The sequence below is a fragment of the Streptomyces sp. NPDC046887 genome (genome assembly GCF_040644755.1).
GTDB lineage: Bacteria > Actinomycetota > Actinomycetes > Streptomycetales > Streptomycetaceae > Streptomyces > Streptomyces lichenis.
On record NZ_JBEYXH010000001.1, the window covers coordinates 235073 to 256924 of the forward strand.

At 74.0% G+C, this 21852-nt stretch carries 17 protein-coding genes; 9 read left to right on the plus strand and 8 right to left on the minus strand.

What is annotated here, in order from left to right:
• Window positions 1–221 precede the first annotated feature (221 nt).
• Window positions 222–1073, plus strand: coding sequence for a VOC family protein (locus tag ABZ945_RS01135; protein ID WP_361261900.1), 852 nt, complete (start codon window positions 222–224; stop codon window positions 1071–1073).
• A gap of 246 nt (window positions 1074–1319) precedes the next feature.
• Complete coding sequence (locus tag ABZ945_RS01140) at window positions 1320–3728, plus strand: PQQ-binding-like beta-propeller repeat protein (protein WP_361261903.1); 2409 nt, start codon at window positions 1320–1322, stop codon at window positions 3726–3728.
• Window positions 3729–3737: 9 nt separating this feature from the next.
• On the opposite strand, the gene ABZ945_RS01145 is transcribed toward ABZ945_RS01140, so the two are convergent.
• Window positions 3738–4451, minus strand: coding sequence for a hypothetical protein (locus ABZ945_RS01145; protein ID WP_361261906.1), 714 nt, complete (start codon window positions 4449–4451; stop codon window positions 3738–3740).
• Between the two features lie 136 nt (window positions 4452–4587).
• Between ABZ945_RS01145 and ABZ945_RS01150 the strand changes: the two genes are divergently transcribed.
• Window positions 4588–5169, plus strand: coding sequence for a hypothetical protein (locus ABZ945_RS01150; RefSeq protein ID WP_361261909.1), 582 nt, complete (start codon window positions 4588–4590; stop codon window positions 5167–5169).
• 215 nt (window positions 5170–5384) lie between these two features.
• On the opposite strand, the gene ABZ945_RS01155 is transcribed toward ABZ945_RS01150, so the two are convergent.
• Both ABZ945_RS01155 and ABZ945_RS01160 read right to left on the minus strand, forming a co-directional pair.
• Window positions 5385–5636 (minus strand): hypothetical protein, encoded by a 252-nt coding sequence (locus ABZ945_RS01155; protein ID WP_361261912.1) that lies wholly within the window; start codon window positions 5634–5636, stop codon window positions 5385–5387.
• Window positions 5637–5908: 272 nt separating this feature from the next.
• The gene (locus ABZ945_RS01160; protein WP_361261915.1) at window positions 5909–9049 is read right to left on the minus strand and encodes a BTAD domain-containing putative transcriptional regulator; all 3141 of its coding nucleotides are present in this window, start codon (window positions 9047–9049) and stop codon (window positions 5909–5911) included.
• 225 nt (window positions 9050–9274) lie between these two features.
• On the opposite strand from ABZ945_RS01160, the gene ABZ945_RS01165 reads away from it, so the two are divergent.
• The 3 genes from ABZ945_RS01165 to ABZ945_RS01175 all read left to right on the plus strand — a co-directional run bounded on the left by ABZ945_RS01165 (window position 9275) and on the right by ABZ945_RS01175 (window position 12291).
• Window positions 9275–9889: a pentapeptide repeat-containing protein gene (locus ABZ945_RS01165; RefSeq protein ID WP_361261918.1), complete on the plus strand. Its 615-nt coding sequence runs from the start codon at window positions 9275–9277 to the stop codon at window positions 9887–9889.
• A 312-nt stretch (window positions 9890–10201) separates the two neighbouring features.
• Entirely contained in the window at window positions 10202–11776 is a 1575-nt protein-coding gene (locus tag ABZ945_RS01170; protein ID WP_361261921.1) for an APC family permease, read from the plus strand.
• Window positions 11777–11973: 197 nt separating this feature from the next.
• Window positions 11974–12291, plus strand: a complete 318-nt coding sequence (locus ABZ945_RS01175; protein WP_361261924.1) for a cupin — start codon at window positions 11974–11976, stop codon at window positions 12289–12291.
• A gap of 9 nt (window positions 12292–12300) precedes the next feature.
• Here the strand turns inward: ABZ945_RS01175 and ABZ945_RS01180 are convergent, their stop codons facing one another.
• The 3 genes from ABZ945_RS01180 to ABZ945_RS01190 all read right to left on the minus strand — a co-directional run bounded on the left by ABZ945_RS01180 (window position 12301) and on the right by ABZ945_RS01190 (window position 15437).
• Window positions 12301–13812, minus strand: a complete 1512-nt coding sequence (locus ABZ945_RS01180; RefSeq protein WP_361261927.1) for a CehA/McbA family metallohydrolase — start codon at window positions 13810–13812, stop codon at window positions 12301–12303.
• A gap of 82 nt (window positions 13813–13894) precedes the next feature.
• Complete coding sequence (locus tag ABZ945_RS01185; protein ID WP_361261930.1) at window positions 13895–15013, minus strand: helix-turn-helix transcriptional regulator; 1119 nt, start codon at window positions 15011–15013, stop codon at window positions 13895–13897.
• Window positions 15000–15437 (minus strand): hypothetical protein, encoded by a 438-nt coding sequence (locus ABZ945_RS01190; RefSeq protein WP_361261933.1) that lies wholly within the window; start codon window positions 15435–15437, stop codon window positions 15000–15002. The genes ABZ945_RS01185 and ABZ945_RS01190 overlap by 14 nt, the downstream gene beginning before the upstream one ends.
• Before the next feature lie 85 nt (window positions 15438–15522).
• Between ABZ945_RS01190 and ABZ945_RS01195 the strand changes: the two genes are divergently transcribed.
• The 3 genes from ABZ945_RS01195 to ABZ945_RS01205 all read left to right on the plus strand — a co-directional run bounded on the left by ABZ945_RS01195 (window position 15523) and on the right by ABZ945_RS01205 (window position 20321).
• Window positions 15523–16350 carry a TIGR03619 family F420-dependent LLM class oxidoreductase gene (locus ABZ945_RS01195; RefSeq protein WP_361261936.1) on the plus strand — a complete coding sequence of 276 codons (828 nt, stop codon included), beginning with the start codon at window positions 15523–15525 and terminating at the stop codon, window positions 16348–16350.
• A gap of 54 nt (window positions 16351–16404) precedes the next feature.
• On the plus strand, window positions 16405–19008 hold the full coding sequence (locus ABZ945_RS01200) for a bifunctional FO biosynthesis protein CofGH (protein WP_361261939.1): 2604 nt from the start codon (window positions 16405–16407) through the stop codon (window positions 19006–19008).
• 182 nt (window positions 19009–19190) lie between these two features.
• Window positions 19191–20321, plus strand: coding sequence for an ADP-ribosylglycohydrolase family protein (locus tag ABZ945_RS01205; RefSeq protein WP_361261942.1), 1131 nt, complete (start codon window positions 19191–19193; stop codon window positions 20319–20321).
• Window positions 20322–20443: 122 nt separating this feature from the next.
• On the opposite strand, the gene ABZ945_RS01210 is transcribed toward ABZ945_RS01205, so the two are convergent.
• On the minus strand, window positions 20444–20638 hold the full coding sequence (locus ABZ945_RS01210) for a DUF397 domain-containing protein (RefSeq protein WP_361261945.1): 195 nt from the start codon (window positions 20636–20638) through the stop codon (window positions 20444–20446).
• Window positions 20639–20923: 285 nt separating this feature from the next.
• Window positions 20924–21793 (minus strand): helix-turn-helix transcriptional regulator, encoded by an 870-nt coding sequence (locus ABZ945_RS01215; RefSeq protein ID WP_361261948.1) that lies wholly within the window; start codon window positions 21791–21793, stop codon window positions 20924–20926.
• Between the last annotated feature and the right edge of the window lie 59 nt (window positions 21794–21852).

Below are 21852 nucleotides of genomic sequence, written 5' to 3' on the forward strand. Positions count from 1 at the left end.
CGTGGAGGCGGTGGAAGCAGTGGAAGCAGTGGAAGCAGCCGGGCGGGCCCGCTGGATCGCCCCGGCGTTCCGCGTTCCGATGTTCCGCGTTCCGACGTTCCGGCGTTGCGACGTCCGGCGTTGCGACGTTCCGGCGTTGCGACGTTCCGGCGTTGCGATGATCTGGCGTTGCGACGTTCCGCGTTCCGGCGTTCCGGCGCTCCAGGGAAAGGGATCGGTCCATGGCCGCATTCGCAGAGGGCACCCCGTGCTGGGCGGACGTGCTGCTGCCCGACGTCCGGGCCGGCAAGCGCTTCTACGGGGGCCTGTTCGACTGGTCCTTCGAGGAGGCCGACGGGCTCGGCGCACTCGGGCCGGACGGTGCCGACCGGGTCCGGGACGGCGTCGACCGGGTCGGTTCCGGGGAGGCCGCCCCGTACGCCACCGCCTACCGGGACGGCCGCCGGGTCGCCGCGCTCGCGCCCAAGCGGGACGGCCGCATGCCCACCACCTGGAACGTCTACTTCGCCACCCCCGACGCTCCGGCCGCCGCGCGCCGGGTGACGGAGGCCGGCGGACTGGTGATCACCGACCCGGTGCCGCTCGCCGGCGGCCTGGCCGTCATCGCCCAGGCCGCCGACCCGGGCGGCGCCGTCTTCGGGCTCTGGGAGGCGGGCGGGCAGAGCGGCTTCGAGCGGCAGGGCGAACCGGGCTCCTTCTGCTGGACCGAGGTCTACACCCGGGACAAGGACAGCGTGGACGCCTTCTACGAGACGGTGTTCGGCTTCCAGGTGCACGACCTGGACGACGCCACCGTGGACTTCCGGGTTTGGTCGCCGGCCGGGACGCGGGCCAGCGACGAGAACGCGGTCGGCGGACGCAGCGTGATCACCGACGCCTTCCCGGCCGCGATGCCCGCCCACTTCCTGGTCTACTTCTCGGTCGCCGACTGCGACGAGACCGCCGCCCGCACCACCGAGCTGGGCGGCCGGATCAACGAACCGCCGTTCGACACCCCGTACGGCCGGATCGCGCTCCTCGCCGACGACCAGGGCGCGGTCTTCGCCGTGCTGGCCGAGCCCAAGGCGGCCTGAGCCGCTACCAAGGGCCTGACGGGCCCCAGGGGCGGCCTGACGGGCCCAAGGGCGGCCTGACGGGCCCAAGGCGGCCGTGACGCCACCAGGGGACGCCTGACACCACCCTCACTACCCGCTTCCGGTCCGGAAAAGGGCATGACACCCCGATACGCCCCCGGGTTCGCAACCGCCGCCTCGGACAGGAAGAATCGGGGTCCACGGGGGCCGACCATCCAAGGGCCCCCACGGGGAGGTGGCAGGCAAGTGGACCAGCTGACGCAGCACGACCCGAGACGCATCGGGCCCTTCGAGGTGCTGGGCCGGCTCGGGGCCGGCGGCATGGGCCTGGTGTATCTCGCGCGGTCGGCGTCCGGCCGGCGCGTGGCGATCAAGACCGTACGGACCGAGCTCGCCGACGACCAGCTGTTCCGCGTCCGCTTCACCCGCGAGGTGGAGGCCGCCCGGGCGGTCTCCGGCTTCTACACCGCGGCCGTGGTCGACGCCGACCCCCGGGCCGCCGTGCCCTGGCTGGCCACCGCCTACGTCCCGGCGCCCTCCCTGGAGGAGATCGTCAACGAGTGCGGGCCGCTGCCCGCCCAGGCCGTACGGTGGCTGGCGGCCGGCATCGCCGAGGCCCTTCAGTCCATCCACGGCGCCGACCTGGTCCACCGCGACCTCAAGCCCTCCAACGTCCTGGTCGTGGAGGACGGGCCCCGGGTCATCGACTTCGGTATCGCCTCCGGGGTCTCCAACACCCGGCTGACCATGACCAACGTCGCCGTCGGCACACCCGCCTACATGTCCCCCGAGCAGGCCCGCGACTCCCGCAGCGTCACCGGCGCCAGCGATGTCTTCTCGCTCGGCTCGACCCTGGTGTTCGCCGCCACCGGACACGCCCCGTTCCATGGCGCCAATCCGGTCGAGACCGTCTTCATGCTGCTGCGCGAGGGCCCCGACCTGGAGGGCCTGCCCGAGGAGCTGCGGCCGCTCATCGAGTCCTGTATGAACCAGGACCCCACCCAGCGGCCCACCCCGGCCGACCTCCAGTCCCAGCTGGCCCCGCACCTCTTCGCCGGTGGCGACGACAGCGGCACCGCCTCGGCCTGGCTGCCGGCGCGCTCCACCGCGATGATCGAGGCCCGCCGCGGCGGCCGCCCCAACCCGCCGCCGCCCCCGCCGATGCCCTCCGCGCCACCGCCCGTACCGCCCTCCCGGCCCGCCCCGGGGCCCGGGCACGGGCCCGGCGGCCATGGCGCCGACCCGCGCACCGGCCACGCACGCGCCCCCGGCGCCCCGGTGCGCCTCGGCGCCGGTCCCGTGCCGATCGGCCCCGGGCCGCGGGTCGCCGACACCCGCGCGGCCGTGGTCGCCGACGCCGGACCCGCCACCGGCTGGATCCGGCGCCCGGCCGGGCTCACCGGAGCCGGAGCCGGAGCAGGAGGCGGAGGCGCGGGGGCGCCGGTCACCGGGGCCGCCCCCGCCCCCGTACCGCCGTCCGTGCCGCCGATGCCCGCCCAGGAGCCCACCGGTCCCGGCCGCTGGCGGCCCTGGCGGTTCCGGATGTCCAACGACGTCTGGGGCACCCCGATCGTCGACGGCGACCTGCTCTACGTCACCTCCTTCGAGGTGCACGCGCTGGACACGGCCACCGGGCGACGCCAGTTCAAGACCCGCGAGGTCGCCTGGACCATGGCGGTCGAGAACGGCCGGGTGCACGCCTCCGACGGCCCCTCGCTGTACGCGCTGGACGCCCTGGACGGCACCGAGCGGTGGCGGCTGAACACCGACGCGTGGGTGTACTCGCTCGCCGTGGACCGCGGCACCGTGGTCACCGGCACCCGGGGCGGCGGCGTCCAGGGCTGGGAGGCCTCCAACGGCTCCCGGCTGTGGGAGGTCACCGGCGCCCAGACCGACTTCGAGACCGCCGACGCGGGGCCCGCCCTGCACGGGGACACCGTCTTCGTCTGGAAGGACGCCCGGCTGCGCGCCCTGGACGCCCGCACCGGTATCGAGCGCTGGTCCTACCCCATCGGCGACGCCGCCTCCTGCGGGGGCGCGCCGGTCCGGGTGACCACCGCGGAGGACGGCTACGCCTATGTGGCGGCCGGCACCCGGGTGCTCTCGGTGGACATCGCCTCCGGGCATGTGCGCTGGCACTTCGAGGCCCCCGCGGTCTTCCTCTCGCCGCCCGCCTTCGCCCCGGGCCCGGCGGTCACCGGCGGCGGGGTCTATCTGGCGGACTACCTCGGCACCGTGTACGCGCTGGACGCGACGACCGGCAAGGACCGCTGGCGGATCGCCACCGAGTCCCGTCAGTCCACCGAGCCGGTGCTGGTCGCCGACGGCCATGTGCACGTGGGCAGCGGCAGCGCGCTCTACACCCTGGACGCGGTCACCGGCACCCCGAAGTGGCGCTTCCCGGCCGGCGGCCCGATCATCGGCGCCCCGGTGGTCGCCGACGGCCGGCTGCACTTCGGCTCGGCCGACCATGTCCTCTACACGGTGGACGCGGCCGGTGGGCAGCTGCGCTGGAAGCTCACCACCGGCGGCGAGATCACCGGCTCGCTGGTGGCCCGGGCGGGTGTGGTGTACGCGTGCAGCAAGGACCGCTGCGTCTACGCGCTGGACGCGGTCAAGGGCACGGCGACCGGCCGCGGCGGCACGGCACGCTAGCGCCGGTGGCTACCGCGGCGGTCGGCCGTCCTCGTCCGGGGGCGGCCGGTGCTCGTCCAGCCCGTCGTAGCGCTGCCCGTACGGGGGCGTGTCCGTCGGCCCGTAGGAGCGCGTCGGCTGGTCCTGGCCCTGGTGCGGGTACGGGGGCTGCTGACCGTCGTACGGGCCGGGGTGGCCCTGGGGACCGCCGTACTGATCGCCGTACGGCTGCTGCTCGTACGGCTGCGGATGGGGCTGCTGGTACGGGTCCTCGTACCGGCCCTCGGGGGCCTCTTCCCGCCCCCGGCGGGCCCGGCGGCGGCCCCGCACCCCTCGGCGCCCGCTCATCAGCGCGGCGGCGAGCAGCAGCAGGAGCCCGCCGGCCGCGGCGGCGCCCACGCCCCAGCCGAGCCCGGTGCCGTCCGGCTCGATGCTCAGGCTGTCGGCGGCCTGCCCCTGGCGGACCATCCACAGCACGGTGAAGCCCAGCACCACCAGCCCGGCGAGCGCCACCACCAGCCGGGAGCGCAGCACGATCCCGAGCATGGTGAGCAGCGCCGCGAAGGCGAACGGCAGCAGCAGCGAGGCGATCAGCGCGGGCTCGCTCCCGGTGATGCCGCCGAACAGGTCGGCGATCGCGTAGTCGCGACCGGCGCGGCCGTTGTACCAGGCGAGGAAGGGGCTCCATACGGCGGCCGCGGCGCCCACCAGGGCGAGCAGCGAGCCGACGGCGTTGCGGATCATGCTCGGCCTCCTGCCGACGCCGGTCGGGTCCGTTCCCGAACGTACGCCGGAGCCCGCGCGGCTGCCACAGGGCGGGGCCCGTCCGGGCGGCCGCCGCGAGCGGGCCGCTAACCTGGCCGGGTCGTACGACGGGAACATGACACAGCACGGGGGTGCGGAGATGGTACGCAGGCGGTTGCGGTTCACGGTGGTGCTGCTGGCGGTGGTGCTGGCACTGACCGGCTTCCAGAGCGGCCTCGGCGCGAGGAAGGGCGGGGGCGGCTCCGGCGGGGGCGGCGGCTGCTCCAGCTCCAAGAAGGGCAACGGCGGCGGCGGTCACGGCAGCGACTACTCCGACGACGACCATGGCAGCGGCTCGGGCGGCGACACCACGGCCGCGCCCACCCCCTCCGCCTCCACCGGCGAGGACGTGGCGGTCGCGGTGGTCGACTGCGTGGAGGACGCCGGCGCCCGGAAGCGGACCGGGGCGAGGAAGGGGAAGCGGAAGGGCGGGGGCGACGACACCACGGCCACGGTCCGGGTGACCTCCCGCGCCGCCGTCGAGTCCCGGTTCGCGGTACGGATCGAGTTCCTGGACGACCGGGGGAAGGTGGTCGACCGGGCGCGGACCTCGCTCACCCTGGACGCGGGGGAGAGCCGGGCGGTCGAGCTGCGGATGGGCCGGCCCCAGGCGGTGGACCGGGTCGTCCGCTGCGCGGCGGCGGCCGAGCGGGCCTGAGGCGGTACGGGACGAAGGGCGTACGGGACGAAGGGCGTACGGGACGAAGGGCGGTACGGGACGAAGGGCGTACGGGACGAAGGGCGTACGGGACGAAGGGCGGTACGGGACGAGAGGGCGGCGCGGCGCACACGGCGAGGCCGCGACGGGTCCCCTCCCGTCGCGGCCTCGTTCCCCCCTGGTGCGGCGAACCGATGGGCTCGGCTCGGTTCGCCCTAGCGCGCCGGCGGTGCCGGGGTGTGGTGGTCCAGCGGCTGCGCCGCGTTCTTCGGCGGCGCGGGCGTGTGGTGGTCCAGCGGCTGCGCGGCGTCCTTCGGCGGTGCCGGGGTGTGGTGGTCCAGCGGCTGTGCCGCGCTCTTGGGCGGCGCGGGCGTGTGGTGGTCCAGCGGCTGCGCGGCGTTCTTGGGCGGCGCGGGCGTGTGGTGGTCCAGTGGCTGCGCGGTCGGCTGCTCTGCGGCGTTGCTCATGCTGTGCTCCTTGGTGGTGCCTGGTGGGGGCCGGCGGGAACGAGACGCCCGTCCGGCGGCTCCCCCCGCGGTCGCCGAACGGGCGCTTCAGGACCGTCCACCCTAGTGACGGCCCCCAGGCGATCCGCCTGCCCCCCGACGCGGCGGATCGTGGTAGGAACAGTGCCGGACGCGCATAAACGAACGCTGAACGCCCAGGTGGGGCAGGAGGCGAAAGCGCCCCCGGCCGTGCTCGGGCCCTGCTGGCCGTTCCCGGGGCCCGCCGATCGTACTCAGGCCGCGGCGAGCGGGGTCAGCAGGGTGCGGACCCGATCGGCCTCGGGGGCGCCCAGCCGCTCGTAGAGGGCGAGCGCCTCCTGCCAGCAGGCCCGCGCCCGGTCGCTCTGGCCGAGGGCGTCCAGCGCGCGGCCGAGCACCGTCAGCACATTGCCCCGCATCCGATCGCCGCCGATGCAGCCCAGCGACAGCGCCTCTTCCGCGTGCTGGGCGGCCAGCGGCGCCCGCCGGGACGCCAACTGGGCCTCGGCGATACGGAAGTACGCGGTGCCCTGCCACAGCCACTGCCGGTTGCGGCCGAACCCGTGCGCAGCCTCGGTGAGTTCGACCAGGGCCTCGGCGTACCGGCCGCCGTGGGAGAGGACCACCCCGAGCGCGTACCGGGCGTTGTCCAACCGCATGTCGCTGCCGATCCGCCGGTACAGGGCGATCCCCTCGCGGGCCAGCTGGACCGCGCTGTCCCGTCGCTCGGTGAAGCCGTGCAGCCGGGACAGGTTGCACACCGCGCTGGCCTCCACGGAGGCGTTGCCGTCGGCCCGCGCGCCGTCCCGGGCGCGCTGCCACAGCTCCTCGGCGTCCGGGTAGCGGCCCTGGTTGAGGGCGATGATGCCGCGGTCGTTGTCGGACCAGTAGACCGGCGCCGCGTCCCCGCTGGCCACCGCCAGCCTCCGGACCGCGCGGGCCTCCTCGTCGGCCTCGTCGTAGCGTCCGGCGACCAGGTGGACGTTGGTCAGCGCGGTACGGGCCCGGCCCTCGGCCCGGGCGTCCCCGGCGGCGCGGGCCGCCTCCCGGGCGGTGACCGCGGCGGCCTCGTACTGCTGGGCGTTGGCGCCGGACTCGGCCAAATCCTGGGCCGCCCACAGCAGGTCCACCGCGGGGCGCAGCCGCTCCGGCTCGGCGGCGGCGCCGGTGCACGACTGGCGGGCGCAGGCCAGCAGGCAGTGCGCCTCGGCGTAGAGCCAGTCCATCGCCGCGTACCGGTCGTCGAAGTCCAGCCCGGCGTACCCGGCCGGCTCCAGCCGGTCCACCAGCCGGTCGCCGGGCCGCTCGATGGCGTACACCCGGGCGGCGGTGGCCAGATAGAAGCCCAGCAGCCGGTCCAGGGCCGCCGCCCCCTCCGGCCGGCCCGCCGCCCCGTGAGCGGCCCCGGTACCGGCCCCCGTCCCGGCCCCCGTCCCGGCCCCCGTCCCGGTCTCGGCGCAGGAGCGGGCGAACAGCCGTACCAGGTCGTGGAAGCGGTAGCGGCCGGGCGCGGCGGACTCCAGCAGGGAGGCGTCCACCAGGGACTCCAGCAGCTCCTCGGCCTCCTCCGCGGGCAGGTCGAGCATCGCGGCCGCGGCGGCCAGCGAGACATCCGGCCCGTCGGCCAGCCCCAGCAGCCGGAACGCGCGGGCCTGGGCGGGTTCCAGCTGGCCGTAGCCCAGCTCGAAGGTGGCCTTCACGGCCAGGTCGCCGGCCCGCAGCTCGTCCAGCCGGCGCCGCTCGTCGGCGAGCTTGGCGGCCAGCGCGGACACCGTCCAGGTGCGGCGGGCCGCCAGCCGGGAGGCGGCGATCCGGATGGCCAGCGGCAGGAACCCGCAGGCGGCGACCACGTCCAGCGAGGCCTCCCGCTCGGCGCCCACCCGCTCGGCCCCGACGATCCGGGTGAACAGCTGGAGCGCCTCGTCGGGCGCCATCACGTCCAGGTCGACCAGATACGCCCCGGCCAGGTCCACCATGCGCACCCGGCTGGTGACCAGCGCGGCGCACCCGGCGGTGCCCGGCAGCAGCGGGCGGACCTGGGCGGCGTCCCGGGCGTTGTCCAGCAGCACCAGCACCCGCCGCCCGGCCAGCGTCGAGCGGTACAGCGCGGCCCGCTCCTCCAGGCCGTCCGGTACGGCCGTGTCGGCGGTGCCCAGGGCGCGCAGGAAGGCGCCGAGCACCACCTCGGGCTCGGCCGGACGCGGCCCGGCGCCTTGCAGGTCCACATAGAGCTGGCCGTCGGGGAAGCCGGGCCGGGCCGCGTGCGCCACATGGACGGCGAGCGTGGTCTTGCCGACCCCGCCTATCCCGGCCAGCGCCGAGACGGCCATCACCGACCCGGCCCCCGGACCATCGCCCCTTCCCTCGGCCGCCTCCGTGCCCTCCGCGCCGCCGGCCAGCCGCGCGCCCAGCTCGCGGACGAAGGGGGCGCGGCCGGTGAAGTCCGGTACGGCGGCGGGCAGCTGAGCGGGCCGGGTGGGGCCGGTGTACGGGGCGGACTCCTCGGCGGACCGGGCCAGCTCCTCGTCGGCGCGCAGGATGCGCTCCTGGAGCCGGGCCAGCTCCGGGCCCGGGTCGACGCCCAGTTCCTCGGCGAGCAGCCGGCGGGTGTCGGCGTACACGGCGAGGGCCTCGGCCTGCCGGCCGCCCCGGTACAGCGCCAGCATCAGCAGCTCGCGCAGCCGCTCCCGCAGCGGGTGGGCGGCGGTCAGCGCGGTCAGCTCGGAGACGGTGCCGGCGTGCCGGCCGCACTCCAGGTCCAGTTCGAGCCGGGTCTCCAGCAGGGTCAGCCGCCACTCGGCCAGCCGGGTGCGCTGGGTCTCGGCGTACGGGCCGGGCACCGAGGCGAGCGGTTCGCCGTCCCACTGCTCCAGCGACCGGGCCAGCAGCTCGCGCGCCCCGCCGCGGTCGCCCGCGGCCCGGGCCTTGCCCGCCCGGTCGGCCAGGCCCCGGGCGGTGGGCAGGTCCACCGACCCGGGCGGGATCCGCAGCGCGTACCCGCCCGACTCGCTGACCAGCGCGTCGGCGGGCAGCACCTTGCGCAGCCGGGAGGCGTACGTACGGAGCGCGGCCAGCGCCTGCGTGGGCGGCCGCTCGCCCCAGATGCCGTCGATCAGCTCGGCCGCCGTCGCGGTGCTCCCCTCGCGCAGCAGCAGCGCGGCCAGCAGCGCCCGCTGCTGGGGCGAACCGGAGGGCAGCGCCTCGCCGTCCCGTACCACCCGCACCGGCCCCAGCACGGTGAACCGCAACCCGCTCCCCGCCCCGTACTCCTGGCTGGCCGCGCTGGCCGCGCTGGCCGCGCTGGCCGCGCTGGCCGTGCTGTCTACGTCATGGGTTCCGGTCCGCTGCGGCGGCGGCTGTACCGGCGGCGTCTCCGGCCCGTGCTCACGGTCCATAGCTCCCCCTGCTGCCCCTCTCGCCCGCCGGTTCCGCTTCCCACGGCCCCGCGCGGTCGGCTCCGCCCCGGACAGTCTGCCCTGCCGGTGCCGGACGCGTCAGTAGGGGCCCTGCCACCGACCCCGCTCTGCACCGCACCTGCACACCGCCCCAGCCGCCACCTCCTGTCCGCGGCCGCTGTCAGAGGGGACGGCGCTGTCAGTGGTGGCGGTTTCAATGGAGGGATGGCTGATCGACACGGCACCCCCGGGGCGGGGAGCGGGCGGGTGGTACGGGATGAGGACTGGTACGGGCGGGAGCTGGGGCCGCGGGATGTGTACGAGGGGTACACCTTCTATGACCTGGACTGGACGGAGGTGGTCGGGGAGGGCGCCGTCTTCGACGGGTGCGTCTTCTCCGGGGTGGCGTTCAACGCCTCCCGGCACACCGGCTCCGCCTTCGTGAACTGCGTCTTCCGCGGCTGCTCCTTCTTCGACGCCCGCTTCGAGGGGTGCAAGGCGGTCGGCGCGAGCTTCGAGCGGACCACCTTCGGGCTGCTGGCGGTGGACGGGGGTGACTGGTCCTTCTCGGCACTGCCCGGCGCCGACCTGCGCCGGGCCTCCTTCGACGGGGTGCGGCTGCGCGAGGCGGACCTCACCGGGGCGCGGCTGGAGGGCACGGTGCTGACCCGCTGCGATCTGTCGGGGGCGGCGCTGGGCGGGGTGCGGCTGGCCGGTGCCGATCTGCGGGGCAGCGACCTGTCGGCGCTGGACGCGCGTACGGCCGAGGCCTCCGGGACCCGGATCGACCTGGACCAGGCGGCCCTGCTGGCGACGGCCCTCGGCTACCGGGTGGGGTGAGCGCGTACCGCCGCGTGACCCGGCGCGGACCGGCCCCGGACGGGGGTGGCGGCACCGCGATGGCCGTCACCCACCCCGCACGCCGCAACGCGCAGCGAAACGCACGGGAAATTTCTGAAACCGGCAAATCGGACAGCCCTGCGGTTCCCGCATACCGGACGGTGTGCTGGACGCCCCCTGATCGGCTGGGCGGCGGCGCCACCCACTCTTCCATTCCCCGACCAATAGCCGCCCCGCCCCTGTGAATGCAAGGCAAAGATCGCGAACTTCCGCACTCCGGATATGGAAACCGCAGCATTTAACGTCTCGTTCATGACTCAGGTGGAAGCGCGGCCCCAGGCCGGAGACACGGTAAGGGGCGTCACCATGCCGGGTGACACCACCACGGAGGTGCGCGGCAAGGGCCTCGGCGGGAACTCCGTCGGGCTGCTCGGCAGCGCGGTCATCGGTATCTCGACCGTGGCCCCCGTGTACTGCCTGACCTCCACCCTCGGCCCCACCGCCGGGGAGGTCGGGCTCCAGATGCCCGCCGTCTTCCTGGCCGGCTTCCTGCCGATGCTGCTGGTCGCCTTCGCCTACCGCGAGCTCAACCGGGTGATGCCGGACTGCGGCACCTCCTTCACCTGGACGGTGAAGGCCTTCGGCCCCCGGGTCGGCTGGATGTGCGGCTGGGGTCTGGTCATCGCGACGATCATCGTCCTGTCGAACCTGGCCGGCGTGGCCACCTCGTACTTCTGGCTCCTGGCCGGTGAGATCACCGGCAGTCCCTCCGTCGCCGCCCTGGACGACAACAAGGCCGCGCACATCCTCACCTGCCTGACCCTGATCGCCATCGCCACCGCGATCAGCTACCGGGGCATGACGGCCACCAAGGGCGTGCAGTACGCCCTCGTCGGCCTCCAGCTCCTCGTCCTCGCCGTCTTCGTGGTGATGGCGTTCGGGCAGGTGGGCAGCGCCGACTTCCCGACCGGCGTGGACTTCTCCTGGACCTGGCTGAACCCCTTCGCCGTCGAGTCCTTCTCCGCCTTCACCGCCGGACTCTCCCTGGCGATCTTCATCTACTGGGGCTGGGACGCCTGCCTGGCCACCAACGAGGAGACCACCGGCAGCGCCAGCACCCCCGGCCGCGCCGCCATGATCACCATGGTGGTGCTGATCGGCTCCTACCTGGCCACCGGCATCGCCGCCCAGATGATCGTCGGCTCCGGCGAGAGCGGCCTCGGCCTCGCCAACCCGGAGACCTCCGACAACGTCTTCGCCGCCCTCGCCGGCCCGGTCATGGGCCCCGTCCTCGGCGTCACCCTGTTCGTCGCGGTCCTCGCCTCCGCCGCCGCCAGCCTCCAGACCACCTTCATCCCGGTCGCCCGCACCGTGCTGGCCATGGCCACCTACGAGGCCCTGCCGCACTCCTTCACCAAGGTCCACCCGCGCTTCAAGAGCCCCGGCAAGGCCACCGTCATCGCCGGCGTCTCCACCGGCACCTTCTACGCCGTGATGACCCTGGTCAGCGAGAACGTCCTGGTCGACACCATCTACGCGCTCGGCCTGATGATCTGCTTCTACTACGCGCTGACCGCCTTCGCCTGTGTCTGGTTCTTCCGCCGGGAGCTGACCGCCTCCGCGAAGGACGCCCTGCTCAAGGGCGTGCTGCCGGCGCTCGGCGGGCTGATGCTGACCGCCGTCTTCGTCAAGACGCTCTACGACAGCTGGGACCCGGCGCACGGCTCCGGCTCCTCCGTCCTCGGCATCGGCTCGGTCTTCGTGATCGGCGTCGGGCTGCTGCTCGCCGGAGTGGTGATCATGCTGGTGATGCAGCGCCGCAGCCCCGCCTTCTTCCGCGGCGAGGTGCTCACCCGCGAGACCCCCTCCCTGGTCGTCGAGGACTGACCCCCGGCGGCCGCACCGGGCAGGACGGTCGCCGCACCAGGCAGGAAGGGCGGGCATCGCGGGACGGCGCGATGCCCGCCCTTCCGCGTAGGCGCCTGCTCCCGCCGTACCCGTACGCGTACGCGGGCGGGCAGCCGTACGCATGCGAGCGGGCCGTAGGCGTGCGGGCGGCCGTCCCGCCGGGCAAGGTGGACCGTATGTACGATCTCAACGCCATCGCCGAGGAACACCTCATCGCCGCCCACCGGGACGAGCACGGGCGCAGCGCCAACCTGATCGTGCGCGAGCAGCCGCTGCGGCAGTCCGTGATCGCGCTGACCGCCGGCACCTCGCTGGACGAGCACAACACCCCGCCGGCCGCCTCCCTCCAGGTGCTGCGCGGAGTCATCCGGGTGACCGCCCAGTCGGGGGACGTGGAGCTGACCATGGGCGCCCTCTATCTGCTGCCGCCCGAACGGCACGGCGTCACCGCGGTCACCGACGCGGCCTTCCTGCTCACCGCCGTCAACGACTGAGGTCCCGCCCTACTCCCCCTCCCGTCCCCCCAGCCACACCGGGTTGGTCAGCCCCACCGGGGTGCCCGGCAGCCCCGGTACCGCCGACGGATGGCGGACCTCGGCACGGACGTACGCGGAACGGGCGGCGCTCGTCGTCCACTCCACCGCCCCGGTGGCGGAGTCCGGCAGCACCACCGTGTGCACGGTGCCCTGGTCGGTGACCAGATGCGCGGTGCGGCCGGGTGCGCCCGACACCTCCAGCCGTACGGTGACCGGGTCGTCCGCCCGGGCGGTACGCAGCCGCCCCCCGATCCCCGCCCGCTGCCCGCGCGGCCCCGACACCACCAGGGACAACGTCACCGCCGAGGACTCGGCCAGATAGCTGCGCCCGGCCCGCAGCCCCGCCAGGACCGCCTCCCGGGACAGCTCGTCCGCCAGCACCACGGTCTGCGGCGAGCCCACCCGGTCCGGCTCCCGATGGGCGTCGCTGGAGGCGATGGCCGGCAGCCAGCCGCCGCCGCGCCGGGCCGTGAGCGCGGCGTCCCAGGCGGCCAGCGCCACCTCGTCGTCGGCGGTGTGCGGGCCGTTCCACACCTCCACCGCGTCCGCCTCGCCGAAGCCGAACTTCCAGGCGCAGCCGACGCAGGTGGCGTGCGGATGGGCCGGTACGACCAGCCCGCCGGCCCGCCGGATGACCTCCGCGTACCGCCCGAACCGCCGGTCCCGGGCCCGATACCGCCAGTCCACGAACGTCCCCGGATCCGTCCCCACCGCCAGCACATGCCCCGTACGCGTGGTGACCTCCTCACCCACAAGTATCAGCAGATCATCACCCCACAACCCCTCCCAGGCCCCGTGCGCGGAGTGGGTGTTGTGCTCGGCGGAGTTGATGAAGTCCAGCCCGGCGGCGCGGGCCGCGGCGGCGATCTCGGCCGGGGTGCGCCGGCCGTCGGAGTACACCGAGTGCAGATGGCAGTCCCCCCGGTACCAGGCCCGCCCCCGCCCCCGCGCCCTCTCCGGCGGATACACCGCACGCGGCGTCCGCCCGGCCGGCCCCGGAGTCAAGGTCACCGTCACCGTGTACGCCAGCCCCTCCGGCGCGATCGAGTACGGGGCGATCAGCACGTACCAGGTCCCCGCCCGCACCGGCCCCGCCAGATACCCCGGCGTGGCCTCGTCACCCCGTACGAAGAACTCCGCCCGCGCCCCGCCCGACCACCCCCGGAAGCCCCTGCCCCCGAGCGCGGTGCCCCGCTCGTCGAAGAGCCCGATGTCCAGCGCGTTCCCCGCCGTCCCGGGCGGCACCGACGGCCGCTCGTACGCGTACGACACCCGCACCTCCGCCGTACCCGCCGCCACCTCCACCGGCAGATACACCCAGTCCGGCGCCCCCGGCCGCAACGTCCCCCGCAGCACCGTGACCCCCGCCGCCTCCGCCGCTGACCTGGGAGCCGCCTCCGCCGCCCCCACCGACCCCGCGACCCCGGCCGCCACCGCCCCCGCCGCCCCGACCGCGAACTCCCGCCTGCGTATCGTCATAACGGCAGCCTGCCGGAGCCCGGTGAACCGCGGAACGCCCCCGGACGACATCCGTACGACTGCTTCCGGAAGCGGCCGGTACTCAGCCGGGGGCGGCCCCCTGCCCGATCTCCGCCAGCAGCAGACGCAAGGTGAGGGAGTGCTTCTCCGGCGGCAGGGCGGCCATGGCGGCCCGCGCGTGGTTCAGTCCTGCCGGACGGTCACCGCTCCGTGCCAGCATCAGCCCCCGGTGCAGCTCCAGGTGCGTGGCGAACCGAGGCAGGGTTCCGGGCAGTTCCTTCGCCGCCTCTTCCTGCGCCTCGACCGCTCCGCGTTCATCTCCCAGTCTCGCCAGCAGGAGCGAGAGGAAGACGTTCATGCGCCACCACGGCACGGCATAGTCGGAGGTCTGCTCGTAGGAGCCTGCCCGGTCGAAGACCCGGCGGCCGTCCTCGGCCAGCTCCCGGGCCGCGCCGTAATCACCTCTCACGGCGGCGGCATGGGCCTTCCCCATGATCGCGTTGAGCAGACCGAGGGACGGCTTGCGGCTGATCGCCATGGCCTGGTCGGCGAGAACGTCGGCCACGCCCAAGGCGGCCCCCTCGTAGCCCAGGGCGATGGCGGCCCGCCCCCGCACCCACACGCGGGTCTCCTCGTCCCCCGCTTGATCCGCCGCCTCCGCGGCCATCCGGTACCAGTGGACCGCCTTGGTGCCGTCCGACCCGGGAAAGGTCTTCGCGTACAGGGTCATGAGCCGCGAGGCGACCGACCACAGCCGGGGCTGTTCGAGCTGTTGCTGTACGGCGACCAGCTCACCGGCCACCCGCCGCTGGATGTCCGCCGCTCCCAGCGACATGTACTCGGTGCCGTAGGTGGCCAGCTTCGCTTCCCAAGCTTCAGCGGAGGGCCCTCCACGCAGGCGGGCGGCGAAGCCCAGGGTGAGCAGATCGGAGGCGACGACCGGCGCTATGGCGGCACCGGCGACGTCGGTCATGAAAGTTCGGCGCTTCACATCGTCCTCAAGCACGGCTAGGGGTACGTCCAGGACGGCGGAGAGGACCCGGAGGTAGAACGGGCCGGGCGGCAGCTTGGAGCGCTCCCAGCTACTGACGTATTCCCGCCCCAAGGCTGTGCCGTAGGCGTCGTTGACCTCGGACGCCAACCGAGCCTGGGACCAACCACGCGCCTTGCGCAGGTCTCTGATCAGGTCACCGATCCTCATGCCGTCCATAGTGCTCCCACGATGCGAGGGCCTGGCGCAGCACGGACAGGGCGTCCAACTCGGGGAAGGCGCGCCGGAGCTGCTCGGACGCCTGGCCGATCAGGTCGTCCAGCAGGACCGGCGCGGCCCCGTGGAACACCCCGTGCAGATAGGCGGCCACCTGGGAGGGGTCGGATGGCAGGTCCAGTTCGACCGCGAGCGGTGCGCCCTCACTCTTGTACCGGCCGGGCGGGAGTCCGACCTTCTCGGGGTGGACGCAGACCGGCGTCCCGTCGCCGAGGTACCGGTGCCCGTCGGCCGGGCTGAACGGGGCCTCGGGGGTGGGACGCTCGAACACGTCGAACTCACCGACCGGGTGCCGGCGCCCGGGGCAGATACCGCACGCTCGGTGGTGGACTTCGCCGCTGACGTGAGGGTCGGCCATGTCCGGAGGTTACCGGGCAGGTACCCGTCGAACGGTTCCGTCGCGCGTCTCGGCAGTCGCCCCCGCACGCCGTACGTTGGCCGGTATGCGCATCGCGACGACGGTCTTTCTGACCGACCAGACGATCACTCCGGTACGGCTCGCCCAGGAGCTGGAGCAGCGTGGGTTCGCCGGGTTGTATCTGCCGGAGCACACCCATATCCCCGTCGAGCGCACTACGCCCTACCCGGCTGGGGGCGAGCTGCCGCCGGAGTACGGGCGGACGCTGGAGCCGTTCAGTGCGCTGGCGCAGGCCGCCGCGGTGACCGAGCGGATCGCCCTGGGCACCGGGATCACGCTGGTCGCGCAGCATGACCCGATCGACCTGGCCAAGCAGGTGGCCACGCTGGACCATCTGTCGGGTGGGCGGTTCACGCTGGGGGTGGGGTACGGGTGGAACCGGGAGGAGGCGGAGGACCACGGGGTGGAGTGGGGGTCGCGGAGGCGGGCGGTGCATGAGCGGATCGGGCTGATGCGGGCGTTGTGGGCGGATGAGCCGACTGGGTACGAGGGGCGCACGGCGGCGGTCCGGGCCTCGTACGCGTATCCCAAGCCGGCCGGAGGGGCGCCGCGGGTGCTGTTCGGCGGGGCGCCCGGGCCCCGGCTGTTCGCGGCGATCGCCGAGCACGGTGACGGCTGGCTGCCCATCGGCGGTGGCGGTCTCACCGAGGCGCTGCCGGCGCTGCGCGCTGCCTGGGAGGAGGCCGGGCGGGGAGGGGAGGGCCCGCAGATCGTTCCGTACGCGGTGCGGCCCTCGGCCGGGAAACTGGCCCGCTTCGCCGACCTGGGCATCGGGGAAGTCGTCGTCCAGCTGCCTCCGGCGGGGGAAGCGGAGGTGCTGCGGACCCTGGACGCGTACGCGGAGTTTCTCTGACCGGTGCACCCTGCGGCTCGGGCCCGTGTGTGAGCGGCTCGTATGCTCGGGGACATGACGGATGACCAGCCCGTACGCCGCCCCGCCGCTCCCACCGCCCCGACGGCCAACGCGATGCGCCGTGCGCTGAGGCGGGCCCGGGACGGGGTCGCGCTCGATGTGTCGGAGGCCGCCGTACTGCTCCAGGCGCGCGGCGAGGACCTCGCGGACCTGACGGCCTCCGCGGCCCGGGTGCGGGACGCCGGGCTGGCGGCGGCCGGGCGGCCCGGCACCATCACGTACAGCAAGAGCGTCTTCATCCCGCTCACCCGGTTGTGCCGGGACAAGTGCCACTACTGCACCTTCGCCACCGTGCCCGGCAAGCTGCGCCGGGCCGGGCACGGGATGTTCATGTCGCCCGACGAGGTGCTGGAGGTGGCCCGGCGCGGCGCCGAACTGGGGTGCAAGGAGGCGCTGATCACCCTGGGGGACAAGCCGGAGGACCGCTGGCCGGAGGCGCGTGAGTGGCTGGACGCGCACGGCTATGACGACACCATCGCGTACGTACGGGCGATGGCGATCCGGATCCTGGAGGAGACCGGGCTGCTGCCCCACCTCAACCCGGGGGTGATGTCGTGGACGGACTTCCAGCGGCTGAAGCCGGTGGCCCCGTCGATGGGGATGATGCTGGAGACCACGGCGACCCGGTTGTGGAGCGAGCCGGGTGGGCCGCACTACGGGTCGCCGGACAAGGAACCGGCGGTCAGGGTACGGGTGCTGGAGGACGCGGGGCGGTCCTCGGTGCCGTTCACCTCGGGGCTGCTGATCGGGATCGGGGAGACCTACGAGGAGCGGGCGGAGTCGCTGTTCGCGCTGCGGCGGGTGGCGCGCGCGTACCACTCCATCCAGGAGCTGATCATCCAGAACTTCCGCGCCAAGCCGGACACCGCGATGCGCGGGATGCCGGACGCGGAGCTGGACGACCTGGTCGCCACCATCGCCGTCGCCCGGCACATCATGGGCCCCTCGGCCTGCCTCCAGGCCCCGCCGAACCTGGTGGACGAGGAGTACGGGCGGCTGATCGGCGCGGGCATCGACGACTGGGGCGGGATCTCGCCGCTCACCATCGACCATGTGAACCCGGAGCGGCCCTGGCCGCAGATCGAGACGTTGGAGGGGAAGTCGGGGGAGGCCGGGTTCCGGCTGGCCGAACGGCTCTGTGTGTACCCGGAGTTCGTACGGCGGGGGGAGCCTTGGCTGGATCCTCGGCTGCTGCCGCATGTCACGGCCCTGGCCGATCCGGAGACCGGGCTGGCGGTGCCGGACGCGCCCGTCGTGGGCCGCCCCTGGCAGGAGCCGGACGAGGCGTTCACGGCGAGTGGGCGGACGGATCTGCATGTGGAGATCGACGGGGAGGGGCGGACGGGGGACCGGCGGGAAGATTTTGATGAGGTGTACGGCGACTGGGGGGCGTTGCGGGAGGCGGCGGCGCCGGGGATGGTGCCGCAGCGGATCGACACCGATGTGCGGGGGGCGTTGGCGACCGCCGCCGACGATCCGACACGGCTGACGGACGAGCAGGCGCTCGCGCTGCTGCACGCCGACGGGCCCGCGCTGGACGCGCTCTGCCGGGTCGCCGACGAGCTGCGGAAGTCGGTGGTGGGGGATGACGTCACCTATGTCGTCACCCGGAACATCAACTTCACCAATGTCTGCTACACCGGCTGCCGGTTCTGCGCCTTCGCCCAGCGCCGCACCGACGCCGACGCCTACACCCTCTCCCTGGAGCAGGTCGCCGACCGGGCCGCGCAGGCCTGGGAGGTCGGCGCGGTGGAGGTGTGCATGCAGGGCGGCATCCACCCGGACCTGCCCGGCACCGCGTACTTCGACATCGCCCGGGCGGTGAAGGAGCGGGTGCCGGGGATCCATGTGCACGCCTTCTCGCCGATGGAGGTCGTCAACGGGGCGAGCAGGACCGGGATGTCGATCCGGGAGTGGCTGACGGCGGCCAAGGAGGCGGGGCTGGACTCGATCCCGGGCACCGCCGCGGAGATCCTGGACGACGAGGTCCGCTGGGTGCTGACGAAGGGCAAGCTGCCCGCGGCCACCTGGATCGAGGTGGTCAGCACCGCGCATGAGCTGGGGCTGCGGTCGTCCTCCACCATGATGTACGGGCATGTGGACCAGCCCCGCCACTGGCTGGGCCACTTCCGCACCCTGGCCCGGATCCAGCAGGAGACCGGCGGCTTCACCGAGTTCGTCACCCTGCCGTTCATCCACACCAACGCACCGGTCTACCTCGCCGGGATCGCCCGCCCCGGCCCCACGGTCCGCGACAACCGGGCGGTGACCGCCATGGCCCGGCTGCTGCTGCACCCGCACATCACCAACATCCAGACCAGCTGGGTGAAGCTGGGGAGTGAGGGGGCGGCGGAGATGCTGCGCTCGGGCGCCAACGACCTGGGCGGCACCCTGATGGAGGAGACCATCTCCCGGATGGCCGGATCGGGTTACGGCTCCTACAAGTCGGTACGGGACCTGGTGGCCATCGCCGAGGCCGCGGGCCGCCCCGCCCGGCCGCGTACCACCCTGTACGGGGAGGTCCCCGAGGAGCGGCAGCGGGCGGCGGCCGCCTCCGACGGGCATCTGCCGACGCTGCTGCCGGTGCTGACCGACTGACCCCCGGGCCGGCGACGGGGCCCGGCCCGGCCTGATCCGGCCGTTCACTCCGCGTACCCGGACCGCTCCGCTCCCCTTGGATTACAGTGCAGGCTCCGGCGCCCGGCTTGAGGGTGCACATGTCAGGCCAGAAGCGGCAACCGGTGCGGTGCCGGGCGGGCCGGGGAGGCGGAGGGCGCGAGGTGAGTGCGGCGATCGCGGCGACCGCGGCTGTCTGGGGCCGGACCCAGCAGCAGGACTTCCGCTCCCGGGTACGCGGCTGCCTGCTCGGCGCCGCGGTGGGCGACGCCCTCGGGGCCGGCGTGGACACCCTGTCCACCGAGGCCATCCGCGAGGCGCACGGCCCCGCCGGGCTCACCGACCTCGCCCCCGCCTACGGGCGCCGGGGCGCGGTCACCGCGGCCACCCAGCTGAGCATGTTCACCGTGGACGGGCTGATCCGCGCCCAGGTGCGCCGGGACACCGGTGCCTGGCACCCGCCGACCGACATCCACCGGGCCCATCTGCGCTGGGCGGCCACCCAGCGGGACTGGGGCCCCGACGAGCGCCGTAAGGACAACGGCTGGCTGGCCAACGAGGAGTGGCTGTACGTCCGCCGCGATGCGCCCCGGGCCACCCTCACCGGTCTCGCCGACGAGGTCCTCGGCACCCTGGACCGCCCCAAGAACCCGGCCGCGCGCGATGCCGGGGCCCTGGTGCGCTCGGCGCCGTACGGGCTGCTGGTGGGCTGGGAGCCGCAACTGGTGAGCCAGCTCGCCGTGGAGTGCGCCGCCCAGACCCACGGCCACCCGGCCGCCTACCTCTCCGCGGGCGCCTTCGCGGTGATCGTGCACGGGCTGGCCCGGGGCGAGACGGTGGAGGCCTCGGCCCGGCGGGCCCAGGCCCAGCTGACCCAGCGCCCCGGCCATGAACCGGTGGCCGAGGCGCTGGGGAACGCGCTGGATGCGGTACGCCGAGGGGCACCCGGACCGGCCGCGCTGGCCGCCCTCGGTGACACCGACGGGGAGCACGCCGAGGACGCCCTGGCCATCGCCGTGTACTGCGCCCTGGTCGCCGAGGACACCGCGCAGGGCCTGCGACTCGCGGTCAACCACGACGGCCCCTCGGCGGCGACCGGCACCCTCACCGGGGCGCTGCTCGGCGCCCTGCACGGGGAGACCGCCCTGCCGCCGTCCTGGCTCGCCGAGTTGGAGGGGCGGCCCAGCATCCTGGCGCTCGCCGACGACTTCGCGATGGAGATGACCCAGGGCCCGGCGCTGCACGGCCCGGAGAACGCCGCCCCCGGCTGGCTGGCCCGCTACCCGAGGGGCTGAGCCGCCGCCGACCCCACTGGGCGGGCCCGGACATGGCGGAGCCCCCTCGGCCGGGACGGCGGACCAGTCGAGAGGGCTCTTCGCTGTGGCGCGGTGTTCGTGGGGGGAGTGGGCTCACGCCCTCATCGCGCGGCGATCTCGTGCACGAACGCGCTCCAGGCGGTCGGGGGGAAGGTGATCGCCGGACCGGCGGGCACCTTGGAGTCGCGCACCGCGACAGCGGCGGCGAGCGGCGACCTGACCTCGACGCAGGCGCCGTTGGCGTATGAGTAGGAGGACTTGGTCCAGTTGTCCGTGCCGCCCTGGATGATGGCCATGTTCTGTGCTCCGGTTCCTGCGAGGGTCACCCGACGCGGCCCGGTGACTGCCTGCGCAGTCGGCCGAGACGCCGGTACCGGCCTGGCGGATCTCTGCAGGCCGACGCGATCGACGCTACTCGCCGACTTCCGCCTCCGGGGCGGGCGTTCACTCGACCGGATGGCATATTCCGTTGGGACTTCCGGCGAAGGGCGGGCCGGGTGTACCGTGCCCGCCCTCCGTGCGGAGGAGTCCGTTCAGCGGACGTCTCGTTCAGCAGACGTTTTGTTCGGCGGACGTCCTGTTCAGCGGACGGCGCCGCCCGCGTACTCCTTGATCACGTTCCCGATGAACTGGCGGGTCTGCTCCGCGTTCAGCGCCTGGGCGCGCAGATGCTCGTACATCACGCTGTAGTGCTGCACGTCGTTCGCCTTCTCCAGGTACAGATCGCTGGTGACGCCCTCGATGTAGACGACCGAGGCGTCCGCGGCGTCCGGGAACTCCAGGATGGCGTAGTGCCCGCCGATGCCGGGATGGGCTCCCATGTCGAACGGCAGCACCTGCACCGTGACATGCGGCAGATAGGACTGCTCCACCAGGTACTCCAGCTGCGCGATCATCAGCTGCTTGTCGCCGACCACCCGCCGCAGCGCCGACTCGTCGATCACCGCCCAGAGCCGCAGCGGCGACGCGCCCTCCTTGATCCGGTCCTGGCGGTGGAGGCGCACATTGACCCGCTTGTCGATGTCGGTGGCCGTCCACTCCGGGGCCGAGCCGCTGATCAGCGCCTCCGCGTACGGGCGGGTCTGGAGCAGGCCCGGCACGGCCTGGGGCTCGTACACCCGCAGTGAGGCCGCGTCCGTCTCCAGACCGATGTAGACGCTGTACGGGATGTCGCCGAAGGCGTGCCACCAGCCCTGCTGGCGCGAGTCCTTGGCCATCTGCATCAGCGAGTCGACGACGCGGTGGTCCTCCACCTCGTAGACCCCGCACAGATCGCGGACATCGCGCTGGCTGATGGAGCGGCGGCCGTTTTCCAGACGGCTGATCTTCGACTGGGAGACCAGCAGCCGCTCCGCCACCTCCTCCGCCGTCATGCCCTTCTGCTCACGCAACCGGCGCAACTCCTGGCCCAATCTGCGCCGCCTGACGGTGGGGTTGACGTTGGACGCCACGGACACTGCACCTCCGGCTGTCGAACTGCCGCTCCCGGCGCGACCGGTGCGCGCCCGTG